Here is an 11,670-nt window from a genome sequence, read left to right as displayed (position 1 = left end):
GCACACCGGCGCAGCGCCTCGTGCAGCCGCGCGGCGGCCTCCGCCCAGTCCGGCGCCGTCACGTCGGCCACCCGGAGTGCCGGCGCCCCCACCGGGCGGGCCGACCCCACCGGCCGGCGGGGCCCACCCCGGGGCGGCCGGTCCGCCTGTCGAACGCGGATGCTGGATCGGTCATCGGTCCTGTCCTTCTCCGTCGCGACCCGTCCCGGCGTGGCCTCGGCCGCAGGTGGCGGCCGGTGGATCGTACCCGTCGGGCCGGTGCGGACCGGCGCACCACGGGGGCGTGCCCACCCCGTCCGGCCCGCCGCGGGTGGCTCAGCCGTCGCGTTCCGGGTAGCCCACCGGGACCGCCGACACGTCGTCCAGGGCGGTGGTGATCTCCGCCGGCAGGGTCATCCGCTCCACCTGGAGCGCGCCGAGCAACTGCCCCACCGTCCGCGCCCCGAGGATCGGCGCGGTCACCCCCGGCCGGTCCCGGATCCAGGCCAGCGCCACCTCCAGCGGCGACACCCCGAGCCCGCCGGCCGCGGTGGCCACCGCCTCCACGATGCTGGAGCAGCGCGGCTCCAGGTAGGTGGCGACGAAGCGCTCGAAGTGCGCCGAGGCGGCCCGGGAGTCCGCCGGCCGCCCGTGCCGGTACTTGCCGGTCAGCACCCCCCGACCCAGCGGGGACCAGGGCAGCACCCCCAGGCCCAGCGCGGCGCAGGCCGGCAGCACCTCCCGCTCCACGCCCCGCTCCAGCAGGGAGTACTCCACCTGCGCGGCGACCACCGGGGCCCGCCCCGGCCAGGCGGTCTGCCAGGCGGCGGCGCGGGCGGTCTGCCAGCCGGAGAAGTTCGACACCCCGACGTACCGGACCCGGCCGCTGGCCACCGCGTGGTCCAGCGCCGCCAGGGTCTCCTCCAGCGGGGTGTCCGGGTCGTACCCGTGCACCTGCCACAGGTCGACGTAGTCGGTGCCCAGCCGACGCAGTGAGGCGTCGAGGGTGCGCAGCAGGTGCCCCCGGGAGCCGTCCCGCCGCCGCCCGCTGCCGGGGCGCAGCCCCGCCTTGGTGGCGATCAGCAGCTCGACGCGGGGGACCAGGCCGCCCAGCAGCGAGCCGATCACCGACTCGGCGTCGCCGTCGGCGTACACGTCGGCGGTGTCGACCAGGTTGCCCCCGGCGTCCAGGTAACTCTTCAGTTGGGCGGCAGCGTCGTCGGCGTCGGTGTCCCGGCCCCAGGTCATGGTGCCGAGCGCGAGCCGGGAAACCGCCAGCCCGCTTCGGCCGAGCGGTCGCTGTTGCATGGGTGAACCTTATTTGCACCAGGGGCGTCACCGATATCCTCGCTCCCGTCATCTCTGCCGTGCCGCCAGATGATCAGGCTCTCCGTCGGCCGGCTGACCCGATGTCGGCCGCGTTTGCGCAGGTCAGCGCGTTGGGTTCGGGGAGGGTGAGGCGGTGATCGGCGCCACTGTCGGGATTGCGTAACCTGATGCGACTCGGTGGTGCGAATGGGGGAGGACCAGTGCGACTCGGGCTCAGCCTCGGATACCAGACGGCGTGGAGCACACCCGCCGATCACCTGGCGCTGGCTCAGGAGGCGGACCGGCTCGGCTACTCGGTGGTGTGGGCGGCGGAGGCGTACGGCTCCGACTCGCCGAGCATGCTCGCCTGGATGGCCGGCCAGACCGAACGGATCGACCTGGGCAGCGCGGTGATGCAGATCCCGGCCCGGACCCCGGCGATGACCGCGATGACCGCGGCCACCATCGACGCGCTCTCCGGCGGCCGGTTCCGGCTCGGCCTGGGCGTCTCCGGGCCGCAGGTCTCCGAGGGCTGGCACGGTGTCCGCTTCGCCAAGCCCCTGGCCCGCACCCGGGAGTACGTCGACATCGTCCGGCTGGCGGTGGCCCGCAAACCCGTCGCGTACGACGGCGCGCACTACACCCTGCCGCTGCCCGACGGGCCCGGCAAGGCCCTGCGCCTGGGCTTCCACCCCCCACGCGAGCACATTCCGGTCTACCTTGCCGCCGTCGGGCCGAAGAACCTGGAACTGGCCGGGGAGATCGCCGACGGCTGGCTGGCGGTCTTCTACGCCCCCGAGTTCGCCGCGGAGCAGCTCGCCTCGGTGCGGGCCGGCCGGGCGGCGGCCGGCAAGGACCTGGCCGGTTTCGACGTGGTGCCCTCGGTGCCCGTGGTGGTCGGCGACGACGTGGCCGCCTGCGCCGAACTGGTCCGCTGGTACGCCGCGCTCTACGTCGGCGGCATGGGCAGCCGGCAGCAGAACTTCTACAACCAGCTCGCCACCCGGATGGGCTACGGCGACGCCGCCCGCGAGGTGCAGGACCTCTACCTGGAGAAGCGTCAGCGGGACGCCGCCGCCGCGGTGCCGCTGGAGTTCATCGACCGCACCTCGCTGCTCGGGCCGACCGAGCGGATCGCCGAGCGGATGCGCGAGTACGCCGAGGCCGGGGTGACCACCCTGTCGGTGACCCTGTTCGCGGCCGACCGGGACAGCGGCGTGCGGACCCTGCGCGCCGCCGCCGAGGCCCTCGAGATGTCCGGAGTCGGCGAGTGAGCTGGATCGAGGCCATCGTCCTGGGCATCGTGCAGGGCCTCACCGAGTTCCTGCCGGTCAGCTCCTCGGGGCACCTGCGCATCACCTCCGCGATCTTCTTCGACCAGGACGCCGGGGCGTCGTTCACCGCGGTCACCCAGCTCGGCACCGAGGCGGCGGTGCTGCTCTACTTCGCCAAGGACATCTGGCGGATCGGCCGGACCTGGGTGGTGGGGATCTGGGACTCCTCGGTGCGCAGCAGCCTGGACTACCGGATGGGCTGGTACGTCATCGTCGGCTCGATCCCGATCGGGCTGCTCGGCTTCCTGTTCAAGGACCAGATCCGGGAGACGGCCCGGAACCTGTGGGTGGTCGCCACCACCCTGATCGTCTTCGCCTTCGTGCTGGCCTTCGCCGAGTACTGGGGGCGGCAGACCCGGACCCTGCACAACTTCCGGATGCGCGACGGCGTGGTGATGGGCCTGGCCCAGGCGATGGCGCTGATCCCCGGGGTGTCCCGGTCCGGGAGCACCCTCACCGCCGGGCTCTTCCTCAACCTCACCCGGGAGACCGCCGCCCGGTACTCCTTCCTGCTGGCCATCCCGGCGGTGGTGATGTCCGGGGTGTTCAGCATCCCGGACGTCTTCGCCCCGGCCGCCCCCGGCACCTCCGCCCCCTCCGTGGCCCAGATGGTGGTGGCCACCGTGGTCGCCTTCGCCGTCGGGTACGCGGCCATCGCCTGGCTGCTGCGCTACGTGGCGCACCACACCCTGTACGTCTTCGTGCTCTACCGGGTGGCCGTCGGCACCCTGGTCCTGGCCCTGCTGATGACCGGCACCATCTCCGCCACCTGAGCCGTCCCCGGCCCCGCCACCGGCACCGGTGGCGGGGCCGCCGCCGGCCCACCGACCCCGCTGGGCGGGGCCGAACTAGGGTGGTCCTGTGGCGACCCTTCTGCTCTTGCGACACGGCCGGACGACGGCCAACGCCGACGGCGGGCTGGCCGGCCGGCAGCCGGTCGAACTGGACGAGACCGGTCGGGCCCAGGCCGCCGCGGTGGGCCAGCGGCTGCGCGGCATCCCGCTGGCCGCCGTGGTCAGCAGCCCGCTGGTGCGCTGCCGGCAGACCCTGGAGCTGGCGCTGCCCGAGGTCACCCCGGTGGTCGAGGACGGCCTGATCGAGTGCGGGTACGGCACCTGGGAGGGGCAGCCGCTGAAGGCGCTGGCCAAGGAGCCGCTCTGGCCGGTGGTCCAGCAGCACCCCAGCGCCGCGGTCTTCCCGCAGGGGGAGGCGATGGCGGCGATGGCCGCGCGGGCCGTCGCGGCGGTGCGGTCCTGGGACGCCCGGGTCACCGCCGAGCACGGCCCCGAGGCGCTCTGGCTGGCGTGCAGCCACGGCGATGTGATCAAGGCCATCGTCGCGGACGCGCTCGGCCTGCACCTGGACCTGTTCCAGCGGATCGTCGCCGACCCGGCCTCGGTCACCGCGATCCGCTACACCCCGCTGCGGCCGTTCGTGGTCCGCCTCAACGACACCGGCGGGGAGCTGACCGGCCTGGTCCCGCCGCCGCGTAAGCGGCGCCGCCGGCCGGCCCGCCCGGCGGACTCCGACGCCGCCGTCGGCGGGGGAGCGGGGGCCGCCCGGTGACCCGGCGACCGCGCCCGGCGACGGGTCACCCCGGGCGGCGCCGGGCCCGTCGGCTCGCCGCTGCCCAGGTGGGGCGATTCTGCCTTGGTGGGGTACGCGGGCTCCCGACGCGCCGGATAGGGTCGTGGGTATGACCCACCAGGTGCACGCCTTCGAGCCGCCGGAGCGGTTCGTCGCCGGGACCGTCGGGCCGCCCGGGGAGCGCACGTTCTTCCTCCAGGCGCGCGGCGGTGGCCGGCTGGTCAGCGTCGCGCTGGAGAAGGTCCAGGTCTCCCTGCTCGCGGAGAAGCTGGAGGAGCTGCTCACCGAGGCGCAGCGCCGCTTCGGGGTGCAGCTGCCCGAGGCGGCCGTCTCCACCGGCGACAACGACCCGCTGGACACCCCGGTCGACGAGGAGTTCCGGGTCGGCACCCTCGGGCTGGCCTTCGACGTGGACACCGCGACCGTGGTGATCGAGGCGATCGCCGCCGGTGAGGCGGAGGCCGAGGTCGAGCTGGGTGACGACGAGACCGACACCGACGACGAGGACGAGGAGCCGGACGAGGACCTCGACCGGCTCCGGGTCCGGCTGACCCCCGAGGCGACCCGCGAGTTCATCGAACGGGCCCGGCGGGTGGTCAACGCCGGCCGACCGCCCTGCCCGCTCTGCGGCCAACCGCTCGACCCCGCCGGTCACCTCTGCCCGCGGCACAACGGCTACCACCGGTGACCTCGTCGGAGCTGCACCTCCTCCAGGACGGTGCCGCCGTGCTGCGCCTGCTCCGCGACGGCGACCTCGACCTGGAGGGGCGGCTGGTCGACGCCTCCAACACCACGCTGCGCGCCGTGCTCACCCTGGACGGGGTCCGCGCCCGCTGCGTCTACAAGCCGGTGCGCGGGGAACGGCCGCTGTGGGACTTCCCCGACGGCACCCTGGCCGACCGGGAGGTCGCCGCGTACCTGGTCTCCGCGGGCGTCGGCTGGGACCTGGTCCCCCCGACGGTGCTGCGGGACGGTCCGCTCGGCCCCGGCTCCTGCCAGCTCTGGATCGACGAGCCCGCCGACGCCGACCCGCTGGTCGGGTTCGTGCCGGCGGACGCGGTGCCGCCGCGCTGGTTCCCCGTCGCCGCCGCCCGCGACGAGGACGGCACGCCGTACGCCCTGGCGCACGCCGACGACCCCCGGCTGGCCCGGCTGGCGGTCCTCGACGCGGTGATCAACAACGCCGACCGCAAGGGCGGGCACGTGCTGGCCGGCCCCGACGACCGGCTCTACGGCGTGGACCACGGCGTCAGCTTCCACGTCGAGCCGAAACTGCGCACCGTGCTGTGGGGTTGGGCCGGCCGGGAACTGCCCTCCGACGCCGTCGAGGCCCTCGACCAGCTCGCCGGCCTCCTCGCCGGTGACCTCGGCGAGGAGTTGGCCGCGCACCTCACCATCGGCGAGATCGGCGCGCTCGGCGGGCGGATCGAGCGGCTGCGCGACAGCGGCCGGTTCCCGTTGCCCCCGCAGGACTGGCCGGCGATGCCCTGGCCGCCGATCTGACGTCCGCGCCGCGCTGCGCCGTCGCCGCGGCCCGTGTGACGGCGGTCGACGCCCCGCGACGTGAGTCGTTGTCACGTTGATCACCCCCACGGTGGGTCCCCGGTGTCGTACGGCTCGTTAGGCTGACGGTCATGGAGTCTTGGGCGGGACACGAGGTGCCACGACTGCCGGGCCGGGGCGGGCCGCTGGCGTTGTTCGACTCGGCGCGGCAGGGCGTCCACCCGAGCACACCCGAGGGCGCCGCGACGATGTACGTCTGCGGCATCACCCCGTACGACGCCACCCACCTCGGGCACGCCGCCACGATGATCGCCTTCGATCTCGTGCAGCGGGTCTGGCGCGACGCCGGGCACTCCGTGCGCTACGTGCAGAACGTCACCGACATCGACGACCCGCTGCTGGAGCGGGCGGAGCGCGACGGTGAGGACTGGAAGGTCCTCGCGATGCGGGAGACCGCGCTGTTCCGGGAGGACATGGAGGCGCTGCGGATGATCCCGCCGGCGCACTACGTCGGCGCGGTCGAGTCGATCCCGGACATCGCCGACCGGGTGCTGACGCTGCTCAAGGACGGTGCGGCGTACCGGCTGGAGGACGGCACCGGCGACGTCTACTTCGACCTCGCCGCCGCGCCCCGGTTCGGGTACGAGTCCAACCTGTCCCGGGCCGAGATGCTGGAGATCTTCCCGGAGCGGGGCGGCGACCCGCTCCGGGCCGGCAAGCGGGACCCGCTCGACCCGCTGCTGTGGCGCGGCGCCCGCCCCGACGAGCCCTCCTGGCCCGGCGGCGAGCTGGGCGCGGGCCGGCCCGGCTGGCACATCGAGTGCACGGTCATCGCGCTGAACCTGCTCGGCGACCGGATCGACGTGCAGGGCGGCGGTAACGACCTGATCTTCCCGCACCACGAGTGCTCCGCCGCGCACGCCGAACGGCTGACCGGGGTGACCCCCTTCGCCGGTCACTACGTGCACGCCGGCATGATCGGCCTGGACGGCGAGAAGATGTCCAAGTCCAAGGGGAACCTGGTCTTCGTCTCCCGGCTGCGTGCCGACCGGGTCGACCCGATGGCGGTCCGGCTGGCCCTGCTCGCCGGGCACTACCGGGCCGACCGGTCCTGGACCGACGACCTGCTCGCCACCGCGCAGGAGCGGCTGGCCCGCTGGCGGCGGGCCGCCGCCGCGCCCGCCGGCCCGTCCGGCATGGCGATGCTCACCGGGGTACGCGAGCGCCTCGCCGACGACCTCGACTCGCCCGGCGCGCTGCGGCTCGCCGACGAGTTCGCCGACCGGGTCCTCGCCGGCGACGCCGACGACCCGGCCGCCCCGGCCCTCTTCGCCGCCACCACCGACGCCCTCCTCGGCATCCACCTCTGACCCCCTGCTCCCCTCCCCGCCCCCTGCTGGCGGTGATTACGGGATTCCGGTCGGACCGGAGCCTGACGCGGTTCCCCCGATCACCGTCGCGCCGGCGGGCGGGGCGGGGCAGCGGGGGCGCGGGTCAGGGGCGCAGCGGGCGGAAGAAGGCGCGGATGTCCTCGACCAGCAGGTCGGGGGCCTGGAGGGCGGCGAAGTGGCCGCCGGTGGCGTGCTCCGACCAGTGGGTGACCCGGTGGGAGAGCTCGGCCAGGCCCCGGATCGCCTGGACGCCGTGCAGGTTCAGCACCCCGGTCGGTACCGGGGACGGGGCCGGCCGTTCACCCCAGCCCTCCGCGCCGGCCTCCCGGTAGATCCGGGCCGCCGACCCGGCCGTGCCGGTCAGCCAGAGCGCGGTGACGCTGGTGAGGATCGCGTCGCGGGACACCGGGGTCTGCGTCGACACGGTCGGGTCCCAGTCGACGTACCACTCCAGGTTCCAGGCGAGCTGCCCGACCGGGGAGTCGTTCAACGCGTACGCGACGGTCTGCGGCCGGGTCGACATCTGGGTGGCGTACCCGGAGCGCTCCATCCACGCGTACTCCTGCTCCTGCGCCCGCGTGCGCTCGGCGGGTGAGAGCCGGTCCAGGTCGCTCGGGTCGGTGGGGACGGCGGCGTTGGACAGCGCGTCGACGTGCACCCCCAGCACCCGGTCGGGGGCGATCCGGCCGAGTTCCGGGGCGACGATGCTGCCGAAGTCGCCGCCCTGCGCGCCGAAGCGGTCGTACCCGAGGGCGTCCATCAGGGCCAGCCAGGCGCGGGCCACCCGGTTGCTGCCCCAGCCGGCCTCCCCGGTCGGCCCGGAGTACGCGAACCCGGGCACCGAGGGCAGCACCAGGTGGAACGCGTCGGCCGGGTCGCCACCGTGCGCCCGGGGATCGGTCAGCGGCCCGATCACGTCGAGGTACTCGTGCACGGTGCTCGGCCAGCCGTGCGTGACGATCAGCGCGGTGGCGTCCGGCTCGGGGGAGCGCACGTGCAGCAGGTGGATCCGCTGTCCGTCGACGACGCAGGTGACCTGCGGGTACGCGTTGATCCGGGTCTCCTGCCGGCGCCAGTCGTACTCCTCGCGCCAGTACCGGACGAGGTCGGTGAGGTGGTCCCGCTCGACGCCGTAGGACCAGCCGGCCCCGGGTATCTGCTGCGGCCAGCGGGTCCGGGCCAGCCGGTCCCGCAGGTCGTCGAGGTCGGCGTCGGGCAGCTCCACCCGGAAGGGTGCCAGTTCGATCATGCCGCCCAGCCTCACCCCGAAGGCGGACAGGACCGGTCCTCGTTCGGCTGGCATCCTTGGTCGCCATGGACACCGCCGGCCGCCTGCTGCGGCTGCTCTCCCTGCTCCAGTCGCGGCGCGACTGGTCCGGCCCGGACCTGGCCGACCGGCTCGGCGTGACCGTCCGGACCGTGCGCCGCGACGTGGAGCGGCTGCGCGCCCTCGGGTACCCGGTCTCCGCCTCGGTGGGCGTGACCGGCGGGTACCGGCTGGGCGCCGGCGCCACGCTGCCGCCGCTGCTGCTCGACGACGAGGAGGCGGTCGCCGTCGCGGTCGGGCTGCACGGCGCGGCCGGCGGTGCGGTGGCCGGGATCGGCGAGGCGGCGCTGCGCGCCCTCGGCAAGCTGGGCCAGGTGCTGCCGTCCCGGCTGCGGCACCGGCTGGACACCCTCGCCCACGCCGTGGTCGCCGTGCCGCCCCGCCCCGGCCCGGCCGTCGATCCGGGCACCCTGACCGCCGTGTCGGCCGCGATCCGGGCCGCGGAGACGCTCCGTTTCGACTACGTCGACCACCACGGGCGGGATTCCCGCCGCGCCGTGCAGCCGCACCGGCTGGTGCTGCGCGGGCGGCGCTGGTACCTGGTGGGGTGGGACGTCGAGCGGGACGACTGGCGGACCTTCCGGGCCGACCGGATTCGGGTACGCGTCCCCAACGGGCCCCGGTTCGGCCACCGGGAGCCGCCGGACGGCGACGTCACCGCGTACCTGAACCGGAGCCTGGACCGGGACGTCTGGGCGTACCGGCCGGTGCTGCGGGTGCACGCCCCGGCGGCGCGGATCGTCGGCCGGGTGGACGGCACGGTCACCCCGATCGACGACCGGACCTGCCGTCTGGAGTTGTGCACGGAGTCCTTCGACCTCGTGGTCCTGGTGATCTGCCTGCTCGACGCCGACGTCACCGTCGAGTCGCCCCCGGAACTCGCCCACCACCTCCACCGCCTGGCCCCCCGCCTGGCCGCCGCCTGACCACCCACCCCCACCCCACCCCCGCCCCGCGCGCTCACCCCGCCCGCCCCGCGCGATCTTGCACTTCGGGCCGGTGGTTCGGGTTGTCTGTCCCGTTACGGCGGGGCGGGAACTGCACGATCGCCGCGAACGGAGGGCGGGGGCACGGGGGCGCGGGGGAAGGGTCAGCCCAGGACGAGGCCGGGGTTGGGGTCCGGGTCGGGGGTGGGGGCCGGGATCTTGTACTCCTCGGTCAGTGTGGTCATCGGGCCGGGCCAGGTGGCCTGGGCGACCTCGACGGGCCTGCGTCGCTCGTCGTAGGCGACGTGCAGCAGGTGCAGCACCGGGGTGTCCGGGCGGATCTGGAGGGTCTCGGCCTCCTCCCGGCTGGGCTGGCGGGCGGTGATGGTGTCGGTGGCGGTGACGTACCGCCGGCCGGTGGCCTCCTCCGCCTCCTGGTACAGCGGGCGGCCGAACGCCTCGGCGCGCTCCAGCGAGGTGCCGGCGGTGTCGGCCGGCAGGAACCAGGAGGCGCCCACCTCGACCGGGGAGTCCTCGGTGCGGACCAGGTGCCGGCGGCAGAGCAGGTCGGTGCCGTCGGGGACACCGAACGCGTCGGCCACCTCCGGCGGGGCGGGGGAGCGGCCGACCGAGACGAGGTGCTGACGGTACCGGGCGGCGAGGTCGGTGTGGTAGCCCCGGAAGCCGCCGTACCGGCCCCGGGAGAGCCGGTTGAGCCGCCGCCGGGTGCCCCGCACGTACGTACCGGAGCCGGGTTTGGTGATCAGGATGCCCTCGACCCGCAACTGGTCGACGGCGCGCTGCACCGTCTGCTTGGCCACCCCGAACATCTCGGCGATGGCCGGGATGGACGGCAGTCGTTCGCCCGGCGCCCAGTCGCCCCGGCGGACCTGGGCCTTGAGCTGCGCGGCGATCTGCCGGTGCGGGAACTCGGCCGCCCCCGGATTGATCTGCATCCCCACCTCCACGATCACAGCTAGGTTCCTAGGATGCCGGAGAGGGGGTGACCGCGCCACCCCAGACACGCGAAGACGGGCCCCGGGAACACCGGAGCCCGTCCCTGCGCGGGGTGGAAAGCGCGCCTACCAGGAACCGGCGGTCGGGCCGGCCGAGCCGCCCCGGCGGCGCAGGTACTTCTCGAACTCCTGGGCGATCTCGTCCCCGGTCAGCGGGGTGATCCCGGCGTCGCCGACCCGCTCCTCCAACTCCCGGACGTACTCGCCGAGTTCGGCGTCCTGCTCGGCGGCGCTGCGCACCCGCTGCTCCCACTCGGCGGCCTCCTCGGCCAGGTCGGCCATGGGCACCGGCAGGTCGAGCACCTCCTCGACCCGGTGCAGCAGCGCCAGGGTGGCCTTGGGGCAGGGCGGGTTGTTGGCGTAGTGCGGCACGTGCACCCAGAACGACACCGCGTCCACCTCGGCCCGGGCGCAGGCGTCGTGCAGCACCCCGACGATCCCGGTCGGGCCGTCGTACCGGGTGGGGGTGAGTTGGTAGCGCTGGGCGGCCTCGGCGTCGGAGGCGCTGCCGCTGATCGGCAGCGGCCGGGTGTACGGCACGTCGGCCAGCAGCGCGCCGAGCAGGACCACCCGTTCCACCTCCAGGCTGTGGCAGATCTCCAGGACCTGCTCGCAGAAGGTGCGCCAGCGCATGCTCGGCTCGATGCCCCGGATCAGGACCACGTCCCGTTCGGTGCCCTTGGGGCTGGCCACCATGAACCGGGTGGTCGGCCACTGCACCTGCCGCGTCTCGCCCGCCGCCATCGAGATGGTCGGCCGGCTCACCTGGAAGTCGTAGAAGTCCTCCGGGTCCAGTTCGGTGACCTGCCGGGCCTGCCACACCTGTTCCAGGTGCTCCACGGCGGCGGTCGAGGCGTCGGCGGCGTCGTTCCACCCCTCGAAGGCGGCGATGGCCACCGGGGACCGGAGCACCGGCAGTCCGTCGAACTCGGTCATGCCGTCACCTCACCCTGATCGTCGGGGGCGGACCCGGGCCGCCGCCCGGCCGTCCGCCCGCCGGGCGCGGTGGTGTCCCTGTTGTCCTTCACGTCCGTAGCCTACGTGTCGGCGTGGGATGCGGCCCGTCGGCCGCGCCGGCCCGCCCGGGAGGGCCCGGGACATAGGGGTACGAAACAGGCGTCGGTGTCATCCGGGGCGGGCAACGCCGCCCGACGACCGCCGGTCACGGGGCGGCCGGGGCGCCCGGCGCAGGCCGTCCACCTGCCCCCGGCCCGGGTGTCCCCGGCCCCAGCCCGACACCCCTGCCCGCGCTCTCGGCCCCGCCGTCCGGCCCCTCTTCCGTGGTGTCCCACCCCGCCC

General features: G+C 74.8%; 11 protein-coding genes. 7 read left to right on the top strand and 4 right to left on the bottom strand.

The features are described 5' to 3' along the window. Positions 1 to 315 precede the first annotated feature (315 nt). Entirely contained in the window at positions 316 to 1,287 is a 972-nt protein-coding gene (locus AWW66_RS28970) for an aldo/keto reductase (RefSeq protein WP_067372976.1), read from the bottom strand. Between the two features lie 221 nt (positions 1,288 to 1,508). Between AWW66_RS28970 and AWW66_RS28965 the strand changes: the two genes are divergently transcribed. The 6 genes from AWW66_RS28965 (at position 1,509) to mshC (ending at position 7,081) form a co-directional block, all read left to right on the top strand. Beyond that, positions 1,509 to 2,561 (top strand): LLM class F420-dependent oxidoreductase, encoded by a 1,053-nt coding sequence (locus AWW66_RS28965; RefSeq protein ID WP_067372973.1) that lies wholly within the window; start codon positions 1,509 to 1,511, stop codon positions 2,559 to 2,561. Further along, complete coding sequence (locus AWW66_RS28960; protein ID WP_067372970.1) at positions 2,558 to 3,394, top strand: undecaprenyl-diphosphate phosphatase; 837 nt, start codon at positions 2,558 to 2,560, stop codon at positions 3,392 to 3,394. The genes AWW66_RS28965 and AWW66_RS28960 overlap by 4 nt, the downstream gene beginning before the upstream one ends. A gap of 88 nt (positions 3,395 to 3,482) precedes the next feature. Further along, a complete protein-coding gene (locus AWW66_RS28955) occupies positions 3,483 to 4,187 on the top strand; it encodes an MSMEG_4193 family putative phosphomutase (protein ID WP_067372967.1) in 705 nt (234 codons plus the stop codon). Between the two features lie 130 nt (positions 4,188 to 4,317). Further along, positions 4,318 to 4,896 carry a DUF3090 domain-containing protein gene (locus AWW66_RS28950; protein ID WP_067372963.1) on the top strand — a complete coding sequence of 193 codons (579 nt, stop codon included), beginning with the start codon at positions 4,318 to 4,320 and terminating at the stop codon, positions 4,894 to 4,896. After that, a complete protein-coding gene (locus AWW66_RS28945) occupies positions 4,893 to 5,711 on the top strand; it encodes an SCO1664 family protein (protein WP_067372960.1) in 819 nt (272 codons plus the stop codon). The genes AWW66_RS28950 and AWW66_RS28945 overlap by 4 nt, the downstream gene beginning before the upstream one ends. A 131-nt stretch (positions 5,712 to 5,842) precedes the next feature. Then, positions 5,843 to 7,081 (top strand): cysteine--1-D-myo-inosityl 2-amino-2-deoxy-alpha-D-glucopyranoside ligase, encoded by a 1,239-nt coding sequence (gene mshC, locus AWW66_RS28940; protein ID WP_067372957.1) that lies wholly within the window; start codon positions 5,843 to 5,845, stop codon positions 7,079 to 7,081. A gap of 124 nt (positions 7,082 to 7,205) precedes the next feature. Here the strand turns inward: mshC and AWW66_RS28935 are convergent, their stop codons facing one another. Next, positions 7,206 to 8,351 (bottom strand): epoxide hydrolase family protein, encoded by a 1,146-nt coding sequence (locus AWW66_RS28935; RefSeq protein WP_157528088.1) that lies wholly within the window; start codon positions 8,349 to 8,351, stop codon positions 7,206 to 7,208. A gap of 65 nt (positions 8,352 to 8,416) precedes the next feature. On the opposite strand from AWW66_RS28935, the gene AWW66_RS28930 reads away from it, so the two are divergent. Then, the gene (locus tag AWW66_RS28930; protein ID WP_067372946.1) at positions 8,417 to 9,355 is read left to right on the top strand and encodes a helix-turn-helix transcriptional regulator; all 939 of its coding nucleotides are present in this window, start codon (positions 8,417 to 8,419) and stop codon (positions 9,353 to 9,355) included. Between the two features lie 164 nt (positions 9,356 to 9,519). On the opposite strand, the gene AWW66_RS28925 is transcribed toward AWW66_RS28930, so the two are convergent. Both AWW66_RS28925 and AWW66_RS28920 read right to left on the bottom strand, forming a co-directional pair. Beyond that, the gene (locus tag AWW66_RS28925; protein WP_067372979.1) at positions 9,520 to 10,311 is read right to left on the bottom strand and encodes a GntR family transcriptional regulator; all 792 of its coding nucleotides are present in this window, start codon (positions 10,309 to 10,311) and stop codon (positions 9,520 to 9,522) included. 126 nt (positions 10,312 to 10,437) lie between these two features. After that, the gene (locus AWW66_RS28920) at positions 10,438 to 11,307 is read right to left on the bottom strand and encodes a PAC2 family protein (protein WP_067372944.1); all 870 of its coding nucleotides are present in this window, start codon (positions 11,305 to 11,307) and stop codon (positions 10,438 to 10,440) included. Positions 11,308 to 11,670: the final 363 nt, after the last annotated feature.

It is taken from the genome of Micromonospora rosaria, assembly GCF_001567585.1.
Taxonomy (GTDB): domain Bacteria; phylum Actinomycetota; class Actinomycetes; order Mycobacteriales; family Micromonosporaceae; genus Micromonospora; species Micromonospora rosaria.
The sequence above is the reverse complement of the archived record's forward strand: the minus strand, read 5'-3'. Positions and strand labels throughout refer to the sequence as shown.